The sequence below is a fragment of the Streptomyces manipurensis genome, assembly GCF_049570255.1.
Classification (GTDB): domain Bacteria; phylum Actinomycetota; class Actinomycetes; order Streptomycetales; family Streptomycetaceae; genus Streptomyces; species Streptomyces manipurensis.
The window spans coordinates 6,077,249-6,101,609 of record NZ_CP186950.1; the positions used below are offsets into that span (position 1 = coordinate 6,077,249).

The following is a 24,361-nucleotide window of genomic DNA, read 5'->3' on the forward strand; positions in this document are numbered from 1 at the left end:
CGGGTCGGGACGGAAGGTGGGGCGGCGCGGCCGGGCAGGGCCGGCCGTACTGCGAAGGCGTGCGGAGGAGGGCGACCGCCGGGAACGGCGGGAGCCACCGGGAGCTGCCGGGAGCAGCGGGGACTACCAGGAGCGGCGGAACGTCACGTGACCGCCGTCGCGGTCGAACCAGCCGCGGAAGGCCCAGTTGATCCAGCCGCCGTCGCCGTGGTTGGTGAACTCGCCCGACTCGAAGACCAGGACCCGGTAGGTGCCGTGGATGCCGCTGACCTTGGCGTCGTAGACCACGCCGCGCAGGTTGGGCGTGTAGCTGTTGGCGTTGTTGATGACCATGACGTTGTAGCGCTGGCCGGACTCGTAGAAGGCCCCCTCCATCAGGGACTTCACGTAGCCGGAGCGGTTCTGCTTGCGCTCGATGGCGTCGGTGACGATGTCCATGATCTTCTTGGTGATGTCGAGGACGGCGGAGGCGACGTCCACCTTCCCCGCGAGGGCGCCGGCCTCGCCCGGGGCCACGCCCTGGGCCGCGGCGGCGGCGGTGCGCTGCGGGGCGGGGGCCTCCGCGGCGAACGCGGCGGCGGAGGGGACGAGGACGCCCGCGGCGGCGACCGAGCTGACGACCATGAGAGCGGCACGCTGACGGGTGATACGCATTTCTACTCCTTCATGAGGATTTTTCGGGCAGGGTGCAGCGCGGAAGGCTGCGGCTCGTGAATGGGTGGTGCGGGAATGCCCGGAAGGGCGGTGAATTCTCCGGGAGGCGCCCCGGCTGCGGCGCACGGCCGGGTCGGGGCGAAGGCGGGGAAAAGATCGGGCCTGTTTTAGGCCGAACACATTCGACGGGCTCCACCGAAGAGCCGTGCTGCTGATGTACTGAAAGGGTCTTCGGCTGCCGGTGCGCGGCGGACGGTCACCTCACCACGACGTGGTGAGGTGACGCGCCGCGTCGTTCCGTAGGGGGTGCCGGCCGCGCTCGCGGCGGGCCGCCCGGGAGGGGGGAGGGGCGGCGATCCGCCGGAGCAGCAGCGCGGCGCAGCACCCGGCGCAGAGCAGGGAGAGGGCCGTCCACCAGGGAAGACGTGCTCCCCTGGCGCTGTTGGGGGGAATCGGCATCGGATACTTCCGGCGACTTTCGCTCGGTTCGGAACCTCGGGGGGCCCGGTCGGCTCTACAGGGACGGAGGGCAGTGGGTCGCGGGGTTGGTCCACTCGGTGTCGCCCGGCTTGGGGGTGCAGGGGGCGGTGGCCCGCGCGGTGGCGCTGCCGGAGTCGCCGACGGATGCCGCTCCGGCGGTGAGGCCGCCCGCAATACCCGCGGCCAGCGCCGCCGCACAAAGGAACCGGGTGAACTTCATGCTGTACTCCTGAGAAAGTGAATTCCGGGCTGTTTCCTGCCGGGGGTGTTTCTTTCCGGTGACTCAAGAATCTCCGGCCGGGAACTCCGGGTCCAGTCTCGGCTGGCCTCAGCAACGTGCGTGGCACGAAAGGGAGGGGCGTAAAACATGGACATAAAGGGTGAGATCGGGCCCTCTGTAGGGGTGGCGGGGCCGTTAGGGCCCCCGCCGGACCCGGATCCGGCGGGGGCAGCGGACATCGGGCCCGCGGCGGTCCGGCTCTACACCCGGCTGCTGGAGGACGGCCCCGCGCCGACCACCGCCCTGGCCGCCGCACTCGGCCTGAGCCGGGAGCAGACCGAACGGGCCGCCGACGAGCTGGTCCGCCAACGGCTCCTGGCCCGCGACCCCGACGGCACCCGGGACCGGTGGCGGGCTGTCAGCCCCTACACCGCCGCGGCCGAGCTGGTGGGCCCGGAGGAGAGCCGGCTGCGCCGGCGGCTGGAGGCCCTGGAGCGCACCAGGGCCCGGCTGAGTGCCCTGATCCCGCTCTACGAGGAGACCGCGCGGCGCGGCGCCGACTCCGGCGCCGTCGAGGTCGTCGAGTCCCGCGACCGCGTGATGCTCCTGATCTCCGACACGGCCGCCCGCTGCACCGAGGAGGTGCTCACCGTGCAGCCGGGCGGCGGACGCCCGCCCGGCCATCTGGAACGGGCCCTGCCGCGGGACCTGGAGATGCTGGGCCGCGGAGTGCGCCTGCACACCCTCTACCAGCACACCGCCCGCTACAGCCCCGGAACCCAGGAGTACGTCCGGGCCGTCAGCGCGGCCGGGGGCGAGGTGCGGACCCTCGGCGAACTCTTCGGGAAGATGGTCGTCTTCGACCGGGCCACCGCCTTCCTGCCGGTCTGGGACGACCCCGAGGCCGCCGTCGTGCTGCGCGAACCCTCGGCCGTCGCCTTCCTCTGCTCGGTCTTCGCCAGCGCCTGGGGCCTCGCCGAGCCGTTCTCCGCCTCCTACACGGCGGCCGCGGCCAGCCAGTTGCAGGACACCATCGCCGCCCGCCTGGCCGACGGGGCCAAGGACGAGCTGATCGCCCGGAGGCTGGGCATGTCCCTGCGGACCTGCCGCCGGCACATCGCCGAGCTGATGGACGAGCTGGGCGCCGAAAGCCGCTTCCAGGCCGGATACCTCCTCGCGCTGCGGGCCTCCGCCGCCCCGCCCGAAGGTCCCCACCATGCCGCGGCGGGACTCTGAGAGCGCTCCCCGGACCGCCGCCCCGCGCCGCGCACCCGCCCCGCGCCGGTGGGACGCCGGCCGGGGCCGGGCCCGTCCCTACTGCCCTGCCCGCACCGCCTAGCCTGGGCCGATGGCCACCCCCACCCACCTCCGTGAGGGCGCGCGCGTGGGCCTGCGGCCCTACCGGGCCGCCGACGGGCCCGAGTTCACGGCACGCGTGCGCGAGAGCCGGGACCTCCACCGCCCCTGGCTGTTCCCGCCCGCGACCCTGGAGGAGTACGCGCCCTACGCGGCCCGGCTCACCGGCGCCGAGGGCCGCGCGGGGTTCCTCGTGTGCGAGCTCGGCACCGGAGCCCTGGCCGGCTTCGTCAACGTCAACAACATCGTGCACGGCGCCTTCCGCTGCGGCGCGCTCGGCTACGGGGCCTTCGCCCACGCCACCGGACGCGGGCTCATGGGCGAGGCGCTCGCCCTGGTCCGCGCACACGCCTTCGCGCCCCCCGGCGAGGGCCTGGGCCTGCACCGGCTGGAGGCCAACATCCAGCCCGGCAACGCCGCCTCGATCGCCCTGGTCCGCCGCGCGGGCTTCCGCCTGGAGGGGCTCTCCCCGGACTTCCTCCACGTCGACGGGGCCTGGCGCGACCACGAGCGCTGGGCCGTGACGGCAGAAATGCCCGCACCGCGGGGCGCGCATCGCCCAGGATGAGGACATGCGAACCCTCGTGCTGCTCGACGCCCCCTCCAACCTGGGACTGCGGCCGCCCGCGCCCGGCACCGTCCCCGGTGTCTACAAGCTCGCCGGCGCCCTGCGCGAGCAGGGCCTGCTGGCCAGGCTCGGGGCACGCGAGGGCGGGGTCGTGGTCCCGCCCCGCTACGACCGCGGTGACTGGCGGGAGGGCGACGGCGTCTTCCACGCCGCCGCCCTCGCCGCGTACACCGTCGCCCTCGCGGACCGGATCGAACGGCACCTGCGGGCCGGGGAGTTCCCCGTCGTGCTCGGCGGCGACTGCTCCATCCAGCTCGGCGCCTCCCTCGCCATGCGCCGGATCGGCCGCTACGGACTGGCCGCCGTCGACGGCTCCGCCGACTTCCGCCACCCGGGCAACACCGCGACGAACGGCCCCGTCGGCGCCGCGGGCGGCGAGGAAATCGCCCTGGCCACCGGCCGCGGCCAGGCCTCCCTCACCGATCTGGAGGACCTCGCGCCGTACCTGCGGGACGAGGACGTCCGCCTCTTCGGCCTGCGCGACGGGGACGGCGACCTCCCGGAGCTGGCCGAGGCCGGCATCTTCGCCGCCACCGTCGCCGAGATCCGCCGGCGGGGAGCCGCCGAGGTGGCACGGGCCGCGCTGGACGGGCTGCACCCGCCCGTCACCGCGGGGTTCTGGGTGCACCTGGACGCCGACGTCCTCGATCCGGAGGTGATGCCGGCCGTGGACAGCCCGGATCCCGGGGGACTGCGGCCCGAGGAGCTCGCCACCCTGCTGGGCACGCTGGTGGGCTCGCCCCGCTGCGTCGGGCTCAACGTCACCATCTACGACCCCGACCTGGACCCGGACGGGAGTGCGGGCGCGCTCCTCGCCGACCTGGTCGTGGGGGCCTTTGCGTAATCCTGACCGGTGGTCCTCGGCGGAACCCCTGTGCACCGGCCGCCGCTGCGTGTTCCATTTCCCCATGGCCACCACCGTCCGACGTGCCGTACTGACCCTTCCCGCCGCCCCGTTGGGGACCGACAACCCGCTGCCCGCCCTCCGCGCGCCCGACGGCCCGCAGCCGCCCGACGAGCGCTCGCGCGCCGGCCTGCCGCGCGACACGGCCCGGCACGCCGGCTGCGGGCCGCTGCGCTCGCTGCTGCCCGCCAGGATCCGCGACGGGTACGGCAGGGAGCGCTCCGCGCGGGACTTCCCGACGGTCGTCATCGAGAACGCCCACCTGCGGGTCACCGTGCTCCCCGGACTGGGCGGGCGCGTCCACTCCCTCGTGCACCTGCCCACCGGGCGGGAACTGCTCTACTCGAACCCGGTGTTCCAGCCCGCCCACCTCGCGCTCAACGGCGCCTGGTCCTCCGGCGGCATCACATGGCACCCCGGAGCCACCGGCCGTGCCACGCTGTCCTGCGCCCCCCTGCACGCCGCGCTGGTGCCGGGCCCGGACGGAGGGACGATCGTCCGGCTGTGGGAGTGGGAGCCACTGCGCGACCTCCCCTTCCAGGTCGACCTGTGGCTCCCGGAGGACTCGGAGTTCCTGTACGTCGGCGTCCGGGTGCGCAACCCGCACGAGCGGACCGCCCCCGTGCACTGGTGGTCCGACGCGGCCGTCCCCGAGGACGCCGGCACCCGCGTCCTCGCCCCCGCCGAGAAGGCCTGGCACGTCGGCCGCGGGGCCGCCCCGCGCCGCGTCCCCGTACCGGGAGAGGAGGACGCGGACCACACCTACCCGCTGCGCAGCGAGGACCCGGCCGACTTCTTCTACGAGATCGACGAGGGCACCCGGCCCTGGATCGCCTCGCTCGACGCGGCCGGACACGGCCTCGTGCAGACCTCCACCGGCCGCCTGCGCGGGCGCGGGCTGTCCGTGTGGGGCTCCGGAGCGGCGGGCCGCCGCTGGCAGGAGTGGCTGACCGAGCCGGGCACCGGCGGGTACGCGGAGCTCCGGTCCGGGGCGACCCGGACCCGCCAGGAGTGCGTACGGCTCGACGGCGGCGCGGAGTTCGCCTGGCTGGAGGCGTACGGGCCGCTGTCGGCGGACCCCTCGCGGGTGCACGGCCCCGGGTGGGCCGAGGCCCGGGCCGCGGCGCAGGGCGCACTCGACGCCGCCCTGCCCCGGGAGCGGCTGGAGGAGGCGTACAAGGCGTGGCGGGGCTGCGCCGACACCGCACCGGGGGAGCGGCTGGCCACCGGCTCGGGCTGGGGAGCCCTGGAAGTGCTCTGCGGCGGACACGTGCTGCCCGGAACGCCGTTCGCGGAGGACACCCTCGGCGAGGAGCAGGAGCCGTGGCGGGAGCTGTGGCGCAGCGGCGCCCTGCCCGCTCCCGGCCGGGCGCTCCCGCCGGGGCCGAGCCTGGTCGCCCCGCACTGGCGGGACATGCTGGAGACGGCTCCCGCGGACGCGCTGACCGAGTTCCACCTCGGCGTCGCCCAGTGGCATGCGGGGGACGTGGCCCAGGCGGTGCGGAGCTGGGAGCGCGGGCTGGCCCTCGCCCCCTCGCGGTGGCCGCTGCTGAGGTGCCTGGCGGTGGCCGACGCGCTGGCCGGCGACCGGGAGCGGGCCGCCGACCGCTACGCGGCGGCCTGCGAGGACCTGGCCGCGGAGAGCCGCGGCGGCGACCGGTGGGAGGCCGCGGAGTCGGCCCTCGGGCGGGAGGCGATGGAGGCCCTGCTCGCCGCGGACCGGCCGGCGCAGGCCCGCGGGGTCTGGGAGGGGCTCCGGCCCGCCCTGCGGGAACAGGGCCGTTTCCGGCTGCTGGGGGCCCGGCTGCTGGCCGCGGAGGGGCATGTGGCGGCGGCCCGCCGGGTGTTCGAGGACGGGATCGAACTGCCGGACCTGCGGGAGGGCGAGGAGACCCCGGCGGAGGTGTGGTCGGCCCTGACGGACCGCCCGCTGCCCGCGCGCCACGACGACCGTACGGGCGGCCCGACGAGCCCCTGACCCCGGCGGGACGGGGCGGCGGTGCGTGGGCTCGGTGGAGCGGGCCCGCCGTCATCTCCGCGGGGGCGCGCCCGGGGTCGGAACCGGTTCCGACCCCGGCACCGGTTCCGACCCCGGTGCCGGTGTCAGGCCCGGCACAGGATCTCGGCGTTCAGGACCGCGAACCAGGCGTCCGGTTCGGCGGCCCAGGCCCGCCAGGCTCCGGCCGCGGCCTCCAGGTCCGCGGCCGTCGCGTGGCCGCCCAGGACCGCGACGCCGGCGTACGAGGAGGCCGTCGTCCGGTCCGCCCACAGCGAGGACCACCAGGCGGTCTCCTCCGGTTCGGCGAAACACCAGGCCGTCGCCGAGGAGGTGACCTCGGTGAAGCCGGCCCGCCGCGCCCAGGCCCGCAGGTGGCGTCCGGCGTCGGGCTCGCCGCCGTTGGCGCGGGCGGTCCGCCGGTACAGGTCCAGCCACGCGTCCAGGCCCGGTACGGCCGGGTACCAGGTCATCGCCGCGTAGTCCGCGTCCCGGGCGGCCACGATCCCGCCCGGTCGGCAGACCCTGCGCATCTCGCGCAGGGCCCGCACCGGGTCCCCGACGTGCTGCAGCACCTGGTGGGCGTGGACCACGTCGAAGGAATCGTCCGGGAAGTCCAGCGCGTGCACGTCCGCCACGGCGAAGGACACCGCGCCGCCCAGGCCGCGTTCCTCCGCGTGGGCGGCGGCCTGCGCCAGGACGTCCTCGGCGGCGTCCACGGCGGTGACCCGGCCGCCCGGGGCCACCAGGGCGGCCAGGTCGGCGGTGATCGTGCCCGGCCCGCAGCCGACGTCCAGCACCCGCATGCCCGGGCGCAGGGAGCCGATCAGGTAGGCGGCGGAGTTCTCGGCGGTGCGCCAGCGGTGCGAGCGCAGGACCGACTCGTGGTGGCCGTGCGTGTAGACGGCGGTCTCCCTGGCGGCGTCCATGACCGTTCCCCTCGTCGTCGAAGTGAGGGCACCACCGTAGATGATCAGTTCGCAATGCGAGATACCCGTTTCGATATGTGGACGAGATGCTTGTGTGCGAAGGGCCCCGGGGGAGTCGGTGGCAGTGCCCGGCGGGTGCGAGGAGAGTGGGTCGCAGGGGACGTCGCCCATGGCACGGGAGGGTGAGGTCATGCCGGACAGGCTGCTGGAACGTCACGCCGAGGCGCTGCGGCTCTTCGGCGAGCGGGTGCGCGACATCAGGGACGATCAGTGGGGCGCGCCGACCCCCTGCACCGAGTGGACCGTGCGGGACCTGGTCAACCACGTGACCGGGGAGCAGCTGTGGGTGCCGCCGATGGTCACCGAGGGCCGCACCGTCGAGGAGATCGGCGACGCCTTCTCCGGCGACGTGCTGGGCGGCGACCCGGCCGCGGCCTGGGACCGCGCCTCGGCCGCCGCGCACACCGCCTTCACCGCCTCCGGCGCGCTCGACCGGACCGTGCGGCTCTCCTACGGGCCCGCGCTCGGGTCGGCGTACTGCTCGGAGCTGACCGCCGACTGCGTGGTCCACACCTGGGACCTGTGCCGGGGCATCGGCGCCGACGACCGGCTGCCCGGACCCCTCGTGCGCTTCGCCCTGGAGGAGGTCACCCCGTACGCCGACGCGCTCGCCGCCAGTGGCGCGTTCGCCGAGCCCGTCGAGGTGCCCCCGGGGTCGGACGAGCAGACCAGGCTGCTCGCCCTGGTGGGCCGGAAGGGCTGAGGCGGGCGGTCGGCTCCGACAACGGGCATAGTGCCGCAAATAATCGTATAAAGGTCACGATCGGCGGAGGTGCGGCGAACGCGGAAGGCGGGAAGCGGTGGCGGGGATGCAGCGCACGGCGACGGAGGGCCGCGGCCAGGTCCGGTACGGCCCGCCGCCGCTCCAGCCGGGCCTGCCCGTCCTGCCCGAGCTGGTCTCCGTCCTCGGCGCCGCGGCGGACCACTCCGCCCCCGAGCCCCCCGGCGGCGGCGAACCCCTGCGCGAGGCCGCCTGCCGGCACTGGGGCCGGCGTGGGCTGGCCACCTCCCCCGAGTCGGTGGCCGCCGGACCCGGCGCCCCCGGACTGCTGCTGGCCGTGCTCGGCGCGTACGGGGGAGACGTCATGCTGCCCCGGCCCTGCCCCGCCTGGTGGACCCCGCAGGTCCGGCTGCTGGGGCGGCGCGCCTACCACGTGGCGACCCCGGCCGAATGCGGGGGCGTACCGGACCCCTACGCCCTGCTGGAGACCGTGCGCAGGGTGCGCGCCGAGGGCGGGGACCCGCGCGTCCTGCTGCTGTCGGTGGCCGACGACCCCACCGCCACCGTCCCGCCGCCCGAGCTGCTCCGCGAGGCGTGCGAGGCCGCCGAGACCGCGGGCCTGTTCGTCGTCAGCGACGAGACCTGGCGCGACACCGTCCACCGCCCCCACGACACCCTGGTCCTGAGCCCCGCCGAAATGCTGCCCGAGCAGGCGGCCGTCCTCGTCGACCTCTCGGGAGCGCTGCTGCCCGCCGGCTGGCCGGCCGCCGTGGTCCGCTTCCCCGACACCGGGCGCGGGGCCCGGCTGCGCGAAGGAACCCTCGACGTCCTGACCGCCACCGGCGCGACCGTGGCCGGACCCGTCGCCGCCGCGGCCGCCCACGCCCTCGGCGAGCCCGACGCCGTCGCCGCCCGCGCGTCCGCCGCCGCGGCCCTGCACGGCCGGGTGGCCGCCGCCGCCCACCGCGAACTCCTCGCCGCCGGAGCCCTGGCGAGGCCCCCGCAGGCCGGCCGGCACCTCTACGCCGACCTCACCCCGTTGCGCGCCGGCCTCGCCCGGCACGGGGTCGGCGACGCCATGGAACTGGAGGACTGGCTCGGGGACCGGCTCGGCGCGCCGGCCCCCGGCGGGCAGCGGTTCGCCGACGACCTCGGCGCGCTGCGCGTACGGCTGTCGACCGGACCCCTGCTCGGAGCCACCCCGCAGGAGCGGCTGGCCGCCCTCACCGCCCGCGATCCGCTCGCGCTGCCGCACGTGCGGCGCTCCCTGGACCTCCTCGGATCGGTCCTGGCCGCACTGGCCTGACCGCGACCCCGGTGAACGGAAACGGAGACTTCTCGATGAGGGACCGGACGGACGCCCCCGCCCCCGCCTCGCCCCTTCCGGAGCCGGACCCCCCGGCCCCTGCCCGCCCCCACCGCCTGGCACCGGACCCGGTCCCCGCCGAGCGGCCCGTCGGCGGGTCCGCGCCGCGGCCGCTCGGCGAGCACCGCCGCTGGCCCGCCTCGTTCGCCGACCGCCTGACCACCCCCCTGCCGGGCCTGCGGGCCTTCGCCCGGCTCGCCCGCGAAGGAGCCTTCCGGCCCGGACCGGCCGGGCTGCGCGGCATCCCCGACCTGCCCTACGCGCCCGGTCCGCTGCCCCCGGCCCCCGCGGGCACGGTCTGCGCCACCTGGGCCGGACACGCCAGCTGGGTGCTCCGCACGGGCGGGCTGACCGTACTGACCGACCCGGTCTGGTCCCGGCGGATCCTCGGCACCCCGGCCCGGATGACGCCCGTCGGCGTCCGCTGGGAGGACCTCCCGCCGGTGGACGCCGTGGTGATCAGCCACAACCACTACGACCACCTCGATGCACCCACCCTCCGCCGGCTGCCCCGGCACACCCCCCTCTTCGTCCCGGCCGGCCTCGCGGGCTGGTGCCGCCGCCGCGGCTTCACCCGGGTCACCGAGCTCGACTGGTGGGAGTCGGCCGAACTGGACGGCGTGCGCTTCGAGTTCGTGCCCGCCCACCACTGGTCGAAGCGGACGCTGCTCGACACCTGCCGGTCCCTGTGGGGCGGCTGGGTCCTCACGGACACCCTGAGCCCCGCCCCGCGGAAGGTCTACTTCGCCGGGGACACCGGCTACGGGCACTGGTTCGCCGAGATCGGCCGGCGCCACCCCGGCATCGACCTCGCGCTCATGCCGGTCGGCGCCTACGCCCCGCGGTGGTGGCTCGGCGACGTCCACGCCGACCCGGAGGAGGCCGTCCGGGCCTGCCTCGACCTCGGCGCCCGCCGCATGGCCCCCATGCACTGGGCCACCTTCGTCCTGTCCGCCGAGCCCGTCACGGAGCCCCTGCACCGCACCCTGGCCGCCTGGACCCGCGCCGGCCTCCCGCGCGAGGACCTCTGGGACCTCCCCGTCGGAGCCTCCCGCACCCTGCCCCCGGCCCCGGGCCATCCGGAGGAGCCGGCCCCGTGACCCGGGTCACCGGGCCGAGGCCGGCTCCTCCGGCCCGTCCCCCGGAGCACCGGCGAACCAGGAGCGACCCTGGGCCCAGCGCCCGGTGTGCCCGCTGCACGTCTGTCAGCGGGCGCAGGCGTCCGCTCGTGGTCGGCGCATCCGGTAGGCGGTGGCCGGTACGGAGACGGTGACCCGGTCGGGCAGGGTGCCGGCGTCGCCCAGGTCCGCACGGCTCACGTGGCGGGCACTCGGCGTCATCGCCACCAGGTCCCGCACGTCCGGCCCGGACAGGGCCGCGGAGTACTCCACCTCTTCGGTGACGACGGCCTCGAAGTAGGGGGTGAGCGCGCGGTGCAGGCGCTCTTCCTCGGCCGGGTCGACCGTGACCGTCCCCGGCACGTGGCCGCGCAACTCGGCCAGGTGCCGACCGGTGGGCCGGACCACGATCAGCCGGCCCGTCGGGCGCAGTACGCGGTGGAACTCGGCCGGGTTGCGCGAGGCGAACACGTCCAGCACCACATCGGCCGCACCGTCGGCCAGGGGGGAAGGGACGGAAGACGTCCCAGGCCACCGCGGCGGCCCGGTCGTGGGCACGGACCGCCAGGCGCAGTGCGCGCGCCGAGGTGTCCAGCCCCAGGCCGCGGGCGCCGGACAGATGGTCGAGTACGCCCGCCAGGTAGCAGCCCGTGCCGCACCCCACGTCCACCACCGTGGCCCGCTCCGACACGGCCCCGGCCGCCAGGCGGGCCCCGACGTCGCGGATGGGCGCGTAGCAGCCGGTGGACAGGAACCGCTCCCGGGCCCGTACCGTGGCCGCGTCGTCCCCGCTGGTGGCGCGGGTGCCGGTCAGCAGGCCGGCGTAGCCGTGGCGGGCGATGTCGAAGGCATGGCCCGACCGGCACCGCAGTGCGGCGTGGTCGGGGTGCAGGCGGCGCGTCCGGCACGTCGGGCAACGCAGCAGGTCGAGGGACAGATCGAGGGCAGGGGGAAACGACACGGGCACGAGGCACTCCTGGCAAGGGGTGAAGGGAAGGGATCGTGCCTGCGCGCTCGGAACCCCCACTGCCTCGGGAAGGAACGGGCAGAGGGGACGCGTCTCATGAGGCAGGCATACCAAGGAGGGCGACGCCGTCCGGCATCGCCCTCAGCGCCTTCCGATCACAGGAAGCAGCAGTGCGGGGTGCTCATGAATGCCATGCCGTCAGTCAACGAGCACGACCGGGGCCCTTCATGGTCCGTGCCCAGGAGTGGGGAGCCGCGACCTAGTGGTGCCAGGCCCGGCCGCCCGTGTTGTGCACGAAGCGCTGGAGCACCTTGAGCGTCGTCAGGTACTCCTCGTCCGAGATCCCCTCGTGCCGCTCGTCCCACAGCTCCTTCTGCAGGGCAGCCGCCCGCCGGTGGAACTCCCGGCCGTCCGGGGTGATCCCGAGGCGGCCCGCGGCGTCCTCGGTGATCCAGCCGCGGACCACGGTCGTGTCGATCTCCTCGTCGAGGGCCGGGCCGCCCACCGCGAGGTAGCCCTTGAGGACCTCGGTCACCTCCTCCCGGGTCCTCGGCTCCCGCGCCCCGGCCACCTGGGCGAGCACCCACCACTGCGGCTGGGTGGTGCCGATCCCGGCGAGCGCGCCCCGCGTCCGGGTCACGACGGCGTCGTAGGCCGCCCAGCTCCAGTAGCCGATGGGCTGCCGGACCAGTTCGGCGTCACTGTGCGAGTACTCCATGGCGGATCCGCTCCGTTCGTTCGGTCCCGGGTTCCTTCGACGGGCACGACCCTAGGAGCTCAACCGCACTTGATGTCCAGGCCGTTCACCGGCCTGCCCGCCCGCGCCGGGCGCGCAGCCGGCGCAGCAGCGCCGGGGCCGAGCTGATCAGCACGGTCAGGCCGACCGCGAGCGCCACACCCTTCCACGGCTCCGGGAAGAGCGAGCCGCCCAGGATGCCGATGAGCCCGTACGCGGCGGCCCAGGCCAGGCACGCCGCGGCGTCCCCGCGGGCGAACCGGCGCAACGGCATCCGCGCGAGCAGGCAGGCCAGCATCACCGGGATCCGGCCCGCGGGGACCAGCCGCGACAGCACCAGGATGAGCACCCCGTGTTCGTCGAGGCCGCGCTGCGCCCGTTCCAGCCGCTCGGGTGCCGCCCGCGCCCGCAACGCCTCCAGCCGCCGGGAGCCGTTGCGCGAGCGCACCCCGCGCTGCCCGAGCCAGTACAGGGCCAGGTCCCCCGTGAACGCCGCCAGCGCCGACACCCCGACGACCAGCAGCACGCCGAACGGCGGCGCCTGGTGGTGGAAGGCGACCACCGCCGCCGAACTCACCAGCGCCCCGGTGGGAATGACCGGCACCAGCGCCCCCAGCGCCACCAGCACGAACAGCAGCGGGTAGCCCACGGCCTGCTGGGTGCTCTCCGGCGGCACCTGGCCGGCGGCCCCGGCTGCGGCGGCGGCCGCCAGGACCGCCACCGCGCTTCCGGTCGGCGTCACGGCAGCCGCACCCGTTCCCCGTGCGCGGGCACCCGGACGGCCACCTTCGGCGCCAGCCGCCTCGCGTGCCGTTCGAACTCCGTTCCCGGGGAGTGGAATTCGTGCGGTCGCACCGCGTCCATCCCCAGCGGCCAGTACGTGCCGTAGTGCACCGGCACGGCCGCCGCCGGCGCCAGCGCGGCCAGCGCACGCGCCGCGCGTCCCGGGTCGAGGTGCCCCGGGCCCAGGTACGGCCCCCAGCCGCCCACCGGCAGCAGGGCCACGTCCACGGGGCCGACCTCCTCGGCCATCGCGTCGAACAGCCCGGTGTCCCCGGCGAAGTACGTCCGCGCCGCGCCCTCCACCACGTAGCCCAGGGCCGGTGCCAGCTGCGGCCCGAACGGCAGCCGCCGCCCGTCGTGCCGGGCCCGCACCGCACGGACCCGTACGCCGTCCCGTACGGCGACCTCCGCACCCGGCGCCACCTCCGTCACCGCCAGCCCGCGCAGCCCGGCGATCCGGGCCAGGCCGGGCACCGCACGGCGTGCGCCGTGCGGCACCAGCAGCCGGGTCCCGGGCGCGAGCCGGCCCAGTGACGGCAGGTGCAGGTGATCGGCGTGCAGATGGGACACCAGCACCACGTCGGCCACCGCCGCCTCGGGCGGCGGGAGCGCGCCGCGCCGGCGCCGCAGGTGGGCGAGGCGCCGGGCGAACAGCGGATCCGTCAGCAGCCGGACCCCCGAATCCTCGACGGTGCACGTCGCATGGCCCCACCAGGTGATCTCCACCGGCCTCGGCCCTCCCTCCCTCACGCACCCGCGCCTCCCGGGGGTGTCCTGCCCCCTCCCCATCATGCCGGGCCCCGTACCGCGCGGGCGCCGGGCGCGGGGCGGGCGCGGGCCGGGGCGCGGGCCGGGGCGCCCCCACCGCCCCGAATCGCAGCGCCCCCGCCCCTCCTCTCCGGAGGCGGATCGGAGTAGGGTCCGGCGGCATGGAAGAGTTGCGCGTGGCCGCGATCGCCAGCCTGGCCCCGCTCGAGGACCTGGACGCCGACCCCTTCGCCGTGGACACCCGCGGCCAGCAGGCCGTGTGCGCGCGCTGGGCCGCCGACCGGGGCTACGTCGTGACGCAGCAGCTCCTGGTCTACGGGATGCGGGCGGACCACTGCGGGTTCTGGTACGAGGTCGACGCCGGGCGCGTCGACCTGTTCGTCGCCGCGAGCGACCGGGTGCTGGGCCGGGCGCTGAGCTGCGTCGAGGAGTTCGCCGCCGAGTGCGAGCGGCGCGGCGTACGGCTGGAGACCGCGGGGGAGGACGAGCCGCGCTACACCCCGGCGATGAAGGCAGAGGTGCACCGGCGGCTGTCCATGCCGACCGCCGGCTACGACGGCACCTGACCCGGCCCACCCGTCCCGCGGGCCCGCCCCGGTGAACCGTACCGCGAGCCCGCCGGCAGCCCCGGCCCGTCCCGCCCCGAGCCCGGACCCGCCCTTTTCCGGCCGCGCCCGGCCGGTTGTGCGAGCCTGGAAGCGGACGGGCTCGCGGGAGGTGGTGCGGTGCGGCGGGGACGGTTGAGGGCCGCGGGCAGCGCCCTGCTGCGCGTGACCCTGGTCTGGGCGGTGTCCACCCTCACGATGCTGGCCCTCGCCGGGATCCTGCCGGACTTCCGCCTCCAGTCCGGGGACGGCGAGAGCGTCACCCGGATCGGGCTGACCGCGGCCTGGGGCGCCGGCGCCTTCGGCCTGCTGAGCGCCCTGGTCTGGCCCGTGCTCGTGCGGGCCCTGCTGCTGGTGCCCGCCCTCGTGCTCGGGCTGCTCGTCTTCTTCCTCAACGGCTCCCTGCTGCTGGTCGCGCTCCGGCTCGTCCCGGACGGCGGCGGCGCGGCGGCACCCGAGACCGCGGTGGTCGTCGCCGCGGTGATGTCGGCGGTGGCCTCGGCGACCTCCACCGCGCTCGCCGTGCGCGACGACGAGGCGTACCGCCGCCGGCTCTACCGGCTGGCGGACCGGCGCCGCAGGCGGGACCGCGGCCGCGACCCGGACCGGGCGGGGCCGCCCGTGCCCGGCCTGGTCGTCGTCCAGCTCGACGGGGTCGGGTACGAGGTGCTGCGCCGTGCCTGCAACAGCGCCCTGATGCCGACCGTCGCCGGCTGGCTGGAGCAGGGCCACCGCGTCATGCCGTGGCGCACCGACTGGTCGAGCCAGACGGGCGCCAGCCAGCTGGGCATCCTGCACGGATCCACCTTCGACGTGCCGGCCTTCCGCTGGTACGAGAAGGACACCGGCGAGGTGATGGTCTGCAACCGGCCCTCCAGCGCCGCCGAGCTGCAGCGGAGGGCCGTCGCACGCACCGGGGACGGCGGGCTGCTCACCCTCGACGGGGCGAGCCGGGGCAACCTGTTCAGCGGAGGCGCCGACCAACTGGCCCTCGTGCTGTCGGTCTCGGCCCGCCGGGGCCGGGCGAACCGCTCCCGCGCCGGCTACTTCGCCTACTTCTCCGATCCGGCCAACGCCGTCCGCACGGCCCTGTCCTTCGTCGCCGACGTGGTCCGCGAGGTGCGCCAGTCCGTGCGCGCGCGGCTGCGCGGGGACCGGCCGAGGGTCTCGCGCGGCGCCCCCTACCCGCTGATCCGGGCCTTCGCGACGGTCGTCGAACGGGACGTGGTCGTCGCGGCGGTGATCGGCGACATGCTGGCCGGGCGGGCCGTCGTCTACGCCGACCTCGTCGCCTACGACGAGGTCGCGCACCACTCGGGCCCGCACGGCCGGGACACCGACCAGGTGCTGGAGCGCCTGGACCGGAGCCTCGCGCTGCTGGCCCGCGTCGCCGAGCACGCCCCGCGCCCCTACCGGATCGTGCTGCTGTCGGATCACGGCCAGAGCCCGGGGGAGACCTTCCTCGGCCGGTACGGGCTGACGCTGAAGGACCTGGTGCGGGCGGGGTGCGGGCTGCCCGTCTCCCGCCGGGCCGGCCGCACCCGCAGCGGCGCCGAGGCCCGTGCGGCCGTCCTCGCCGCTCTGCACCGGCCCGTGGAGGAGGAGGGGGAGGAGGTCCGGCCCGGAGCGGGCCCCGATCCGGTGGTGCTGGCCTCGGGCAACCTGGCCCTGATCTCCTTCCCGGACATCCCCGGCCGGGCCACGCGGGCCCGTGTCGAGCAGCGTCACCCCGCCCTGCTGGCCACCCTGGCCAACCACCCCGGCGTGGGGTTCCTGCTGGTGGACGGGGAGGTGCTCGGCCCGGGCGGTGCGGTGGCCCGCCTCGACGTGCCCGGCGAGGCGGAGGAGCTTCTGGCCGCCTTCGGCCCCGGCGCCGCCGACGCCGTCCGTAGGACCGACTCCTTCCCGCACGTCGCCGACATCATGGTCAACTCGGCGTACGACCCGGACACCGGGACGGTGCACGCCTTCGAGGAGCAGATCGGCTCGCACGGCGGACTGGGCGGCGAGCAGGGCCGTCCGTTCCTGATGTGGCCGGCGGAGCTGTCCGACCCGGGGGCCGAGCCGGTCGGCGCGGAGGCCGTGCACGGGCTGCTGCGGCGCTGGCTCCGCGAGTCCCACGGCCCCCAGGTCCCGCTCCGGCCGGGGGAGGGTGCGCAGGAGGGCGTGGGGGAGGACGGCGAGGCGGAGGACGGCGAGGCGGAGGGCGGGCGGGAGGGCGTGGTGGAGGATCCCCCGTCGGGAACCGGCCAGAACGGAAGGTTTCCTTCCGGAAGGGTCCCGGCGCGGGACGAAACCCGTTGATTTGGTGCCTCCTCCGCGGTGGTCAACCATGTGTTGACCTGCCCACCATGTGAGACGTTCCGAGGCGCACCACCGATGACCAGCACCGCAGCCCTGCCCACAGAGGCCCCCGCACCCCCAGGACAGGACCGCGACCCGCACACCCGGCGCTTCGGTCTGCCCATCGCGACCTGCCTGGTCATGGGCAACATCATCGGCGGCGGAATCTTCCTCCTGCCGGCCTCCGTGGCCCCCTTCGGCACGATCAGCCTGGTGGCCTTCGCCGTGCTCACCGTCGGCGCCGTCGCCCTCGCCCTCGTCTTCGGCCGGCTCGCCCGCCGCCACCCGCAGACCGGCGGCCCGTACGTCTACGCCCGCGCCGCCTTCGGGGACTTCGCCGGCTTCCTCGCCGCCTGGAGCTACTGGATCACCTCCTGGGTGTCGAACGCGGCCCTGGCCGTCGCGTCCGTCGGCTACCTCACGGTCCTTTTTCCGGAGATCGGCGCGCACAAGTGGTCCATGTGCCTGGCCGCGCTGGCCATGCAGTGGCTGCCCGCGCTCGCCAACCTGGCGGGCACCCGCTACGTGGGAGCGGTGCAACTCGTGGCCACGGTGCTGAAGTTCGCGCCGCTGGTGCTGGTCGCCGTCGGCGGCCTGTTCTTCTTCGACCCCGACAACCTCGGCCCGTTCCAGGCCACCGACCAGAGCGCGGCCGGCGCCCTGTCCGCCTCCGCCGCGATCCTGCTCTTCAGCTACCTCGGCGTCGAATCGGCCGCGGTCAGCGCCGGCGAGGTCCGCGACCCGGCCCGCAACGTCGGCCGGGCCACCATCCTCGGCACGACCGGCGCGGCCGTCGTCTACCTGCTGGGCACCCTCTCCGTGTTCGGCCTCGTCGCCCACGACCGGCTCGTCGCCTCCGAGGCCCCCTTCACGGACGCCGTGAACGCCATGTTCGGCGGCACCTGGGGCGGCACCCTCGTCGCCTGCGCCGCCGTGATCTCGATGGCCGGCGCGCTCAACGGCTGGACCCTGCTCAGCGCCCAGACCCCGTACGCCGCCGCGAAGGACGGGCTCTTCCCGCGCGCCTTCGAGAAGAAGCGGCGCGGCGTCCCGGTGGTCGGTGTCGTCGTCACCACATCCCTGGCCTCCGCCCTGACCGTCTACAACTACACGGCGGGCTCCGGCGGCGTCTTCGAGATCCTGGTCCTGGTCACCGTCTTCACGGCGACCGTCCCCTACCTGCTCTCCACCGCCGCGCAGATCTACTTCCTGCTCTCGGGCCGCGCCGAGCGCGTGCACCGAGGGCGGCTGGCCCGCGACGGCGCCCTGGCCTGCCTGGCCTTCGGCTTCTCCATGTGGCTGGTGGCCGGCTCCGGCTACGCGGCCGTCTACCAGGGCGTACTCTTCCTCTTCGCCGGAGTCGCCGTCTACGCCGTGATGGCCGCCCGCCGACACCGCCCGGCCCCCACCGCCTGACCCGCGGCCCGCGCGGGCCCGCCCCACGAAGACCTCCGCCCCGCCGGGCGGAGGTCTTCGCGCGTGCGCCACGGCCCCGGCCGGGCGGCGGCCGCCCCCGGTGCGGACCGGCCGCCGCCCGGGTACGCGGAAGCCCCCGCCCCGCCGGTGGCGGGACGGGGGCTCCGACGGGCCCGGTCAGTCCAGGTAGTCGCGCAGGACCTGCGAGCGCGACGGGTGGCGCAGCTTCGACATGGTCTTGGACTCGATCTGGCGGATGCGCTCACGGGTGACCCCGTACACGCGGCCGATCTCGTCCAGGGTCTTCGGCTGGCCGTCGTTGAGGCCGTAGCGCATCGACACCACGCCCGCCTCACGCTCCGAGAGCGTGCCCAGGATCGACTGGAGCTGCTCCTGGAGGAAGGTGAAGGAGACCGCGTCCGCGGGCACGACCGCCTCGGAGTCCTCGATGAGGTCACCGAACTCGCTGTCGCCCTCCTCACCCAGCGGGGTGTGCAGGGAGATCGGCTCGCGGCCGTACTTCTGGACCTCGATGACCTTCTCGGGGGTCATGTCGAGCTCCTTGCCCAGCTCCTCCGGAGTGGGCTCCCGGCCGAGGTCCTGGAGCATCTGGCGCTGCACACGGGCGAGCTTGTTGATGATCTCGACCATGTGGACGGGGATGCGGATGGTGCGCGACTGGTCGGCCATGGCACGCGTGATCGCCTGCCGGATCCACCAGGTCGCGTACGTGGAGAACTTGAAGCCCTTGGTGTAGTCGAACTTCTCGACCGCGCGGATCAGGCCGACGTTGCCCTCCTGGATCAGGTCCAGGAAGAGCATGCCGCGGCCGGTGTAGCGCTTGGCGAGGGAGACCACGAGGCGGAGGTTGGCCTCCAGCAGGTGGTTCTTCGCGCGGCGACCGTCCTCGACGAGGATCTCCAGCTCGCGCTTGAACGCGGGCTTGTGGTCCTCTTCCTCCTCGAGCTTGTACTCGGAGAAGAGACCGGCCTCGATGCGCTTGGCGAGCTCCACCTCCTGCTCGGCGTTGAGGAGCGGCACCTTGCCGATCAGCTTGAGGTAGTCCTTGACCGGGTCGGCGGTGGCGCCGGCCACCATGACCGTCTGCGCCGGGGCGTCGTCCTCGTCCTCGTCGGACAGCACGAAGCCCTGGGTGCCGGCCTTGGGAGCCTCCTCCTCGACCTCGTCGACGAGGTCCTCGGCGGCCCAGTCCTCACCCTCGGCGGCCGGGTTCTCGCCCTCGTCGGAGTCCTTGGCGCCGGTCTTCTTCGCCGCGGCGGTCTTCTTCACCGCGGTCTTCTTGGCGGCGGTCTTCTTGACCGTGCGCTTCTTGGGCTCGGCGGCGGCCTCGGCCGGCGCCTCACCCGCCGCGGCGGCCGACGGAGCGGATATCGCCGCGGCCGCGGAGGCGGCGGTGGTGGCGGGCGCGGCCGTGGCCGCGGTCTTGCGCGCGCCGATGGGGCGCGGCGCGGCGGTGGCCTTCTTGGTCACGGTGCGGGCCGGAGCGGCGGCAGCCTTGCGGGGCTTCTTCGCGGCGGCCTTGGTGGCGGGGGCCGCGCTGACGTGAAGGGCGACACCCTCCTCGTCGAGGACCTGGTTCAGACTGCGCAGGACCCGCTTCCACTGGTCCACCGGGATGCGGCCGGCCTCGAAGGCCTGGCGCACGTCGTCACCGTTGATGTGACCCTGCTCGCGGCCGCGCTCGACCAGCGCTACCAGGGCCTCGGATTCGGCGATCTCCGGAGGGAACGTACGGGACGGGCTGAGCGACACAAGGAGCCTCTCGTTGCGAACAGACAGTGGTGGGCGGGACATCATCGCGCGAACTCGGGAAACAGAGCCGAGGGGGGTCTGTATTCCGGGCCGCGCGAGGACACCTGTCGGTTCATCGCGTGCCCGAGTCGATTCGTTACGCGCTGAATTGAGTGACCTGCGCCACGCCACGACGGGGCAACCGATCCGGCGTGGATCCGTCCGCCCCGATCAGCCCTCTCGGTGGTCCGTTTTGCGGGCCTTGATGAGGAAACGGGCGGTGTGGGCGACGAACGGGCCGTCCCTTTCGATCTGTTCGTGCAGTTCGCGCAGCCGGTCCCGGTACTGCCCGACCGTGAAACCGGGCACCATCCAGATCACCTTGCGCAGGAAGTAGATCACCGCGCCGATGTCGTGGAACTCCGTACGCAGCCGCTCGGAGCGCAGGTCCACCACCTCCAGGCCGGCCGCGGTGGCGTCGGCGACCGCGTCGTCGGGGTGCCGGCCGCGCCGCACCTCCTCCGGCTGGGGCCCGAGGAAGTACTCGACGAGCTCGAAGACGCTCGCCGGGCCGACCTGCTGCGAGAGGTACGTCCCGCCCGGCGCGAGCACGCGCGCGATCTCGTCCCACCAGATCGTCACCGGGTGCCGGCTGGTCACCAGCTCGAAGGCCTCGTCACCGAAGGGCAGCGGGGGCTCGTCGGAGTCCGCGACCACCACCGCGCCCAGCGGGTGCAGCAGCTTCGTCGCCCGCCGGACGTTCGGCGGCCAGGACTCGGTGGCCGCGGTGAGGGCCGGGAGGGGCCCCGCGCCGGCGAGGACCTCGCCGCCGCCGGTCTGGATGTCCAGGGCGGAACGGACCCGGGCCAGGTGCTCGCCGAGCAGCCGCTGGTAGCCCCAGGAGGGGCGCTGCTCGGTCGCCCTGCCGTCGAGCCACGAGAAGTCCCAGCCGTCGACGGACACGGTCTCGGCTTCGGCGACAAGATGGTCGAAAGTGCGCGTCATGCATTGATCGTCGCAGGTGGGACGTCGGTGGACCACCGGATAAGTCGATTACAGTGGGGGCGGGCCGTGACTGGCGTTCGGGTGGATCACCACCGGGGAGCGGCCCGGCGTACACGCACCTCCCGTACGTCGACTGCCGCGCGCCTGGGCGACCGCGAACCGCGATCCGCAGCGACGTTCAGGAGACCCCGTGACGACCGCCCAGACTGCCACTGCCACTGCCACTGCCACCGCCGCCGGTACCGCCCGCCTCATGGACGGCACCGCCCTCGCCCGCCGCGTCTCGGAGCGCACCGCCGCCCTCGCGGCGAAGATCACCGAGCGCACCGGCACCGCCCCCTGCCTCGCGACCGTACTGGTCGGCGAGGACCCGGCCTCCGTCACCTACGTGCGCATGAAGCAGAACCGCTGCGCCAAGGCCGGCATCACCTCCCGCCACGTGGAGCTGCCTGCCTCGACCACCACCGAGGAGCTCGTCGCCGCGATCACGGCGCTCTCCGAGGACCCGGAGATCAGCGGCATCCTGCTCCAGCACCCGGTCCCGCACCACATCGACGAGCGGGCCGCCTTCGAGGCGATCGCCCCCGGCAAGGACGTCGACGGGGTCACCATGCACTCCTTCGCCGCCATGGGCTTCGGCCTGCCCGGCTTCGTCTCCTGCACCCCCGGCGGCATCATGCGCCTGCTCGCCGAGTACGACGTGGACCTCACCGGCAAGCACGCCGTGGTCGTCGGCCGCAGCGCCATCCTCGGCAAGCCGGCCGGGATGCTGCTGCTGGAGCAGAACGCCACCGTCACCTACTGCCACTCGCGCACCCGGGACCTCCCCGAGATCGTGCGCCAGGCGGACGTCCTGGTCGCCGCCGTCGGCAAGGCCGAATTCATCCGCGGCGAGGACATCAAGCCGGGCGCGGTGGTCCTGGACGCCGGCTACAACGAGGGCAACGTGGGCGACGTCCACTTCGAGTCGGCCGCGGCCCGCGCCTCCCTGATCACGCCCGTCCCGGGCGGTGTCGGCCCGATGACCATCGCCGTGCTGCTGGAGCAGACGGTCCAGGCGGCCGCCGCCCAGGCCGGACTGGACCTCGCGGAGCTCTGACGCGGCCCCGCAGGGGTCACGGGCTCAGCGGGCCCGGCCGACGGGGTCGGCCGGGCCGGGACGCCGGGCCAGCCCGGCGAGCGCGCGCTCGGCGAGGGTCAGCGGGGGCCCGGCCGGGGCGCCGCGCTCCGAGGCGCGCAGGACGTGCCACACCACCGACGGCCGCAGCCAGTGCGCCGGCCCGCTGCTCATGGTGATCACCCGGAAGAAGGCGTCGGTGAGTTCCCGGCGGGTGGTGGCTCCCGTCATCAGCCGGCCGACGTAGGCGTTGAGCAGCCCGGCCCCGGTCCGCGGCCGCATGCCCGTGGCCCCCGGGTAGAGGATGTCCTGCGAGGTGGCCAGGTCCCAGGCGGTGGCCACCCGCGGGGCGATCGCGCGCTGCGCGGCCCGCCCGAAGCCCGGAGCCGCGACGCCGGTGTCCCGCAGCAGGTCGCGTACCGCCAGCAGTCCCTGCGCGGCGACGGTCATGCCCTGGCCGTACAGAGGGTTGAACGTCGCGACCGAGTCGCCGACGGCGAAGAACCCGTCGGGCAGGGCGGCCTTCTCGAAGAAGATCCGGCGGTTGGCGTTGCCCCGGGTGACGGCGACGTCCGTGAGGGGCCTGCGGCCCTCCAGCAGCTCACCGACGATCGGGTCGCGCACGCTCCTGGCGAACGGGACGAACGCGTCGGGGTCCCCCGTGGGGCGGCCGCCGCGGGTGCCCGACAGGGTCGCCTGCCACTGCCCGTTCTCGATGGGCACGATGGTGGCCGTCCGCCCCGGCACGGGCACCCTCGGATCGGACTGCACGTTGACGATGGGGAAGCCCGCCGCGTGCGCCCCGGCGGGCGCCTCGAAGACCCGGGTCGCGTAGACCAGCCCCGAGTCGACCTCGGCCCGGCGCAGGCCGGTCACCCCGAGGGCCCGGAGCCACTGCACGGCGTGGGAGCCGCGCCCGGACGCGTCGACCACCAGGTCGGCGGGGACGGAGCGGCCCCGATCCTCCGGTGTGTCGACGAGGACCCCGGTGACCCGGGCCGCGCTGCCCAGCAGTCCGCCGACCCGGCCGTTCTGGAGGGTGCGGACACCCGGCAGGGCCGTCACCCGGGCCCGTACCACCGAGTCCAGGAGGTCCCGGCTGCAGGAGATGCTGAACTGCATCTCCGGGCGGCGCGGGATCCAGCCCTGGGCGGTCATGGTGACCAGGTCGGCGGGCAGGCTGCGGCGCAGCGCACCGGCGGCCGTCCAGCCCTCGGTGATGCCGGGGAGGATCCGCTCGATCGCCCGCGCCCCTCCCGACCACAGCACGTGGACGTGCCGCGCCTGCGGCAGCCCGCGGCGCGGGGCCGGGCCCACCGGGAGCGTGTCCGCGTCGATGAGCGTGACCGTCGCGTGCTCGGCGAGGACGGCGGCCGCGAGCAGGCCGGCCATGCTGCCGCCGATGACGACGACGTGCGGGGCCGGGGAGGACTGCGTCATGGTGTCGGGCTCTCTGTCGGGGCCGCGCCGACGGCAGCGGCGTGCGGGGGCGGTGGCGTGTGCGGCGCCCGGCGGCGGGCCGTACGGGGTGAACGGCACCCGGCACCGAAGGCGCGCGGGCGAGCGCGCGAGCCCGGGGGATCGCGCGGCCCGGGTCCGTGCCCGGTACGCGCGGCCGGGGAACCCGCGGCCCGGGAAGGCGTGGCCGGGGAGCCTGGGGCTCGGACAGGCGTGGCCCGGGAGCCTGGGGCTCGGGAACGTGCGACCCGGGAAGCCGCGGCTTGGGAGGGCGTGGCCGGGGAGCCTGGGGTTCGGACAAGCGGGACTGGGTTCCTGCCGCTCGGGAGTGCCACCCGGGAAGCCGCGGCTTGGGAAGGCGTGGCCCGGGAGCCTGCGGCTCGGCCAGGCGGGCCCGGAAACGTGAGGTTCGGGCATGCGGGCCCGGGAACGTGCGGCTCCGGAAGCCAGGGAACGTGCGGCCGGGGCCGGGGCCGGGGCCGGGGCCGGTGCCGGGGCCTGGGCCTGCGCGGCGGCGGCGCGGGGTGCCCGCAGGGCTCGCGTGCGGCTCATGCCGCGCCCCGCCCGTCCGCCGGCTCCGCAGAATGCCGGCCGCAGGGCGTCGAGCCGGTAGCGGCGGCTGGGGGCCGGGTGTGCTCCGTCCGGCTCGTGCCGTCCGTCGGCAGGAGGTCGGCGTGCACGGCGAGGAAGCGCTGTACGTCCGCCGCGTGCCCCGGCCCGACCAGGCCGGTGCCCGCGGCGCGGGTGGCGCGCGGCGGCCGGAAGCACCGGTGCGCGCGGGCGGAGGGCACCACGCCCGGTAAGTGCTCGGGGGCGACGCCGGAGAGTCGGCCCGGCCGCTCGGGGGCGGGCACTTCGGCGGGGGCCGGGCCCTGTTGCTCCGCGAGTGCCCCGGCCCGGTGCCGGACCGCGGCGAGCCCCGGGCGGGGGACGGCTCGCACCGGCGAACCTCCCTGTGTCGACAAGACGTTCGAGTCGG

At 75.4% G+C, this 24,361-nt stretch carries 21 protein-coding genes, 1 pseudogene and 1 riboswitch; of the genes and pseudogenes, 11 read left to right on the forward strand and 11 right to left on the reverse strand.

Annotated features, from left to right (window positions below):
- Window positions 1-123 precede the first annotated feature (123 nt).
- Together ACPU2J_RS27770 and ACPU2J_RS27775 are read right to left on the reverse strand one after the other, a co-directional pair.
- Entirely contained in the window at window positions 124-654 is a 531-nt protein-coding gene (locus ACPU2J_RS27770) for a stress protein (protein ID WP_423834246.1), read from the reverse strand.
- A gap of 514 nt (window positions 655-1,168) precedes the next feature.
- Window positions 1,169-1,354, reverse strand: a complete 186-nt coding sequence (locus ACPU2J_RS27775; protein WP_365132371.1) for a hypothetical protein — start codon at window positions 1,352-1,354, stop codon at window positions 1,169-1,171.
- A gap of 147 nt (window positions 1,355-1,501) precedes the next feature.
- On the opposite strand from ACPU2J_RS27775, the gene ACPU2J_RS27780 reads away from it, so the two are divergent.
- From ACPU2J_RS27780 to ACPU2J_RS27795, 4 genes are all read left to right on the forward strand, one after another.
- Window positions 1,502-2,590: a LuxR family transcriptional regulator gene (locus tag ACPU2J_RS27780; protein WP_420079096.1), complete on the forward strand. Its 1,089-nt coding sequence runs from the start codon at window positions 1,502-1,504 to the stop codon at window positions 2,588-2,590.
- Between the two features lie 112 nt (window positions 2,591-2,702).
- Entirely contained in the window at window positions 2,703-3,278 is a 576-nt protein-coding gene (locus ACPU2J_RS27785; protein ID WP_423834247.1) for a GNAT family N-acetyltransferase, read from the forward strand.
- A 4-nt stretch (window positions 3,279-3,282) separates the two neighbouring features.
- Window positions 3,283-4,182 (forward strand): arginase family protein, encoded by a 900-nt coding sequence (locus ACPU2J_RS27790; protein ID WP_423834248.1) that lies wholly within the window; start codon window positions 3,283-3,285, stop codon window positions 4,180-4,182.
- Between the two features lie 64 nt (window positions 4,183-4,246).
- Window positions 4,247-6,220, forward strand: a complete 1,974-nt coding sequence (locus ACPU2J_RS27795; RefSeq protein WP_423834249.1) for a DUF5107 domain-containing protein — start codon at window positions 4,247-4,249, stop codon at window positions 6,218-6,220.
- 125 nt (window positions 6,221-6,345) lie between these two features.
- Here the strand turns inward: ACPU2J_RS27795 and ACPU2J_RS27800 are convergent, their stop codons facing one another.
- Window positions 6,346-7,167, reverse strand: a complete 822-nt coding sequence (locus ACPU2J_RS27800; RefSeq protein ID WP_423834250.1) for a methyltransferase domain-containing protein — start codon at window positions 7,165-7,167, stop codon at window positions 6,346-6,348.
- A 169-nt stretch (window positions 7,168-7,336) separates the two neighbouring features.
- On the opposite strand from ACPU2J_RS27800, the gene ACPU2J_RS27805 reads away from it, so the two are divergent.
- From ACPU2J_RS27805 to ACPU2J_RS27815, 3 genes are all read left to right on the forward strand, one after another.
- Window positions 7,337-7,930 carry a TIGR03086 family metal-binding protein gene (locus tag ACPU2J_RS27805; protein ID WP_423834251.1) on the forward strand — a complete coding sequence of 198 codons (594 nt, stop codon included), beginning with the start codon at window positions 7,337-7,339 and terminating at the stop codon, window positions 7,928-7,930.
- A 106-nt stretch (window positions 7,931-8,036) separates the two neighbouring features.
- Window positions 8,037-9,254, forward strand: a complete 1,218-nt coding sequence (locus ACPU2J_RS27810) for an aminotransferase class I/II-fold pyridoxal phosphate-dependent enzyme (RefSeq protein WP_423835016.1) — start codon at window positions 8,037-8,039, stop codon at window positions 9,252-9,254.
- A gap of 35 nt (window positions 9,255-9,289) precedes the next feature.
- Window positions 9,290-10,414, forward strand: coding sequence for an MBL fold metallo-hydrolase (locus ACPU2J_RS27815; RefSeq protein ID WP_423834252.1), 1,125 nt, complete (start codon window positions 9,290-9,292; stop codon window positions 10,412-10,414).
- A gap of 105 nt (window positions 10,415-10,519) precedes the next feature.
- On the opposite strand, the pseudogene ACPU2J_RS27820 reads toward ACPU2J_RS27815, so the two are convergent.
- The 4 genes and pseudogenes from ACPU2J_RS27820 to ACPU2J_RS27835 form a co-directional block, all read right to left on the reverse strand.
- Window positions 10,520-11,399: pseudogene (locus ACPU2J_RS27820) on the reverse strand (putative RNA methyltransferase).
- 259 nt (window positions 11,400-11,658) lie between these two features.
- Window positions 11,659-12,117 (reverse strand): MarR family transcriptional regulator, encoded by a 459-nt coding sequence (locus ACPU2J_RS27825; protein WP_389074900.1) that lies wholly within the window; start codon window positions 12,115-12,117, stop codon window positions 11,659-11,661.
- Between the two features lie 85 nt (window positions 12,118-12,202).
- Window positions 12,203-12,847 (reverse strand): DedA family protein, encoded by a 645-nt coding sequence (locus ACPU2J_RS27830; RefSeq protein WP_420082323.1) that lies wholly within the window; start codon window positions 12,845-12,847, stop codon window positions 12,203-12,205.
- A 26-nt stretch (window positions 12,848-12,873) separates the two neighbouring features.
- The gene (locus ACPU2J_RS27835; RefSeq protein WP_361607476.1) at window positions 12,874-13,644 is read right to left on the reverse strand and encodes an MBL fold metallo-hydrolase; all 771 of its coding nucleotides are present in this window, start codon (window positions 13,642-13,644) and stop codon (window positions 12,874-12,876) included.
- Between the two features lie 203 nt (window positions 13,645-13,847).
- Between ACPU2J_RS27835 and ACPU2J_RS27840 the strand changes: the two genes are divergently transcribed.
- The 3 genes from ACPU2J_RS27840 to ACPU2J_RS27850 all read left to right on the forward strand — a co-directional run bounded on the left by ACPU2J_RS27840 (window position 13,848) and on the right by ACPU2J_RS27850 (window position 18,050).
- Complete coding sequence (locus ACPU2J_RS27840; RefSeq protein ID WP_365487609.1) at window positions 13,848-14,252, forward strand: hypothetical protein; 405 nt, start codon at window positions 13,848-13,850, stop codon at window positions 14,250-14,252.
- Between the two features lie 159 nt (window positions 14,253-14,411).
- On the forward strand, window positions 14,412-16,595 hold the full coding sequence (locus ACPU2J_RS27845) for a phage holin family protein (RefSeq protein WP_420079088.1): 2,184 nt from the start codon (window positions 14,412-14,414) through the stop codon (window positions 16,593-16,595).
- A gap of 75 nt (window positions 16,596-16,670) precedes the next feature.
- Entirely contained in the window at window positions 16,671-18,050 is a 1,380-nt protein-coding gene (locus tag ACPU2J_RS27850; RefSeq protein WP_423834253.1) for an amino acid permease, read from the forward strand.
- 177 nt (window positions 18,051-18,227) lie between these two features.
- Here ACPU2J_RS27850 and ACPU2J_RS27855 read toward each other — a convergent pair whose 3' ends face one another.
- Together ACPU2J_RS27855 and ACPU2J_RS27860 are read right to left on the reverse strand one after the other, a co-directional pair.
- Window positions 18,228-19,823 (reverse strand): RNA polymerase sigma factor, encoded by a 1,596-nt coding sequence (locus ACPU2J_RS27855; protein WP_420079086.1) that lies wholly within the window; start codon window positions 19,821-19,823, stop codon window positions 18,228-18,230.
- A gap of 210 nt (window positions 19,824-20,033) precedes the next feature.
- Window positions 20,034-20,807 carry a methyltransferase domain-containing protein gene (locus ACPU2J_RS27860; protein WP_423834254.1) on the reverse strand — a complete coding sequence of 258 codons (774 nt, stop codon included), beginning with the start codon at window positions 20,805-20,807 and terminating at the stop codon, window positions 20,034-20,036.
- A 56-nt stretch (window positions 20,808-20,863) separates the two neighbouring features.
- Window positions 20,864-20,964: riboswitch (ZMP/ZTP riboswitch) on the forward strand.
- 96 nt (window positions 20,965-21,060) lie between these two features.
- Between ACPU2J_RS27860 and ACPU2J_RS27865 the strand changes: the two genes are divergently transcribed.
- Complete coding sequence (locus ACPU2J_RS27865) at window positions 21,061-21,906, forward strand: bifunctional 5,10-methylenetetrahydrofolate dehydrogenase/5,10-methenyltetrahydrofolate cyclohydrolase (RefSeq protein ID WP_365071604.1); 846 nt, start codon at window positions 21,061-21,063, stop codon at window positions 21,904-21,906.
- Between the two features lie 24 nt (window positions 21,907-21,930).
- Here ACPU2J_RS27865 and ACPU2J_RS27870 read toward each other — a convergent pair whose 3' ends face one another.
- Window positions 21,931-23,364, reverse strand: a complete 1,434-nt coding sequence (locus ACPU2J_RS27870) for an NAD(P)/FAD-dependent oxidoreductase (protein WP_423834255.1) — start codon at window positions 23,362-23,364, stop codon at window positions 21,931-21,933.
- 566 nt (window positions 23,365-23,930) lie between these two features.
- Entirely contained in the window at window positions 23,931-24,323 is a 393-nt protein-coding gene (locus tag ACPU2J_RS27875) for a hypothetical protein (protein WP_420079084.1), read from the reverse strand.
- Window positions 24,324-24,361 lie beyond the last annotated feature (38 nt).

What these genes read in the sequence shown, in the direction of transcription:
- ACPU2J_RS27805 (WP_423834251.1), top strand. Translation starts at nt 7,337, where the DNA reads ATGGCACGGGAGGGTGAGGTCATGCCGGACAGGCTGCTGGAACGTCAC.
- ACPU2J_RS27775 (WP_365132371.1), bottom strand. Translation starts at nt 1,354, where the DNA reads ATGAAGTTCACCCGGTTCCTTTGTGCGGCGGCGCTGGCCGCGGGTATT.
- ACPU2J_RS27810 (WP_423835016.1), top strand. Translation starts at nt 8,037, where the DNA reads ATGCAGCGCACGGCGACGGAGGGCCGCGGCCAGGTCCGGTACGGCCCG.
- ACPU2J_RS27860 (WP_423834254.1), bottom strand. Translation starts at nt 20,807, where the DNA reads ATGACGCGCACTTTCGACCATCTTGTCGCCGAAGCCGAGACCGTGTCC.
- ACPU2J_RS27865 (WP_365071604.1), top strand. Translation starts at nt 21,061, where the DNA reads ATGGACGGCACCGCCCTCGCCCGCCGCGTCTCGGAGCGCACCGCCGCC.
- ACPU2J_RS27800 (WP_423834250.1), bottom strand. Translation starts at nt 7,167, where the DNA reads ATGGACGCCGCCAGGGAGACCGCCGTCTACACGCACGGCCACCACGAG.
- ACPU2J_RS27780 (WP_420079096.1), top strand. Translation starts at nt 1,502, where the DNA reads ATGGACATAAAGGGTGAGATCGGGCCCTCTGTAGGGGTGGCGGGGCCG.
- ACPU2J_RS27785 (WP_423834247.1), top strand. Translation starts at nt 2,703, where the DNA reads ATGGCCACCCCCACCCACCTCCGTGAGGGCGCGCGCGTGGGCCTGCGG.
- ACPU2J_RS27790 (WP_423834248.1), top strand. Translation starts at nt 3,283, where the DNA reads ATGCGAACCCTCGTGCTGCTCGACGCCCCCTCCAACCTGGGACTGCGG.
- ACPU2J_RS27840 (WP_365487609.1), top strand. Translation starts at nt 13,848, where the DNA reads ATGGAAGAGTTGCGCGTGGCCGCGATCGCCAGCCTGGCCCCGCTCGAG.
- ACPU2J_RS27770 (WP_423834246.1), bottom strand. Translation starts at nt 654, where the DNA reads ATGCGTATCACCCGTCAGCGTGCCGCTCTCATGGTCGTCAGCTCGGTC.
- ACPU2J_RS27795 (WP_423834249.1), top strand. Translation starts at nt 4,247, where the DNA reads ATGGCCACCACCGTCCGACGTGCCGTACTGACCCTTCCCGCCGCCCCG.
- ACPU2J_RS27850 (WP_423834253.1), top strand. Translation starts at nt 16,671, where the DNA reads ATGACCAGCACCGCAGCCCTGCCCACAGAGGCCCCCGCACCCCCAGGA.
- ACPU2J_RS27870 (WP_423834255.1), bottom strand. Translation starts at nt 23,364, where the DNA reads ATGACGCAGTCCTCCCCGGCCCCGCACGTCGTCGTCATCGGCGGCAGC.
- ACPU2J_RS27825 (WP_389074900.1), bottom strand. Translation starts at nt 12,117, where the DNA reads ATGGAGTACTCGCACAGTGACGCCGAACTGGTCCGGCAGCCCATCGGC.
- ACPU2J_RS27815 (WP_423834252.1), top strand. Translation starts at nt 9,290, where the DNA reads ATGAGGGACCGGACGGACGCCCCCGCCCCCGCCTCGCCCCTTCCGGAG.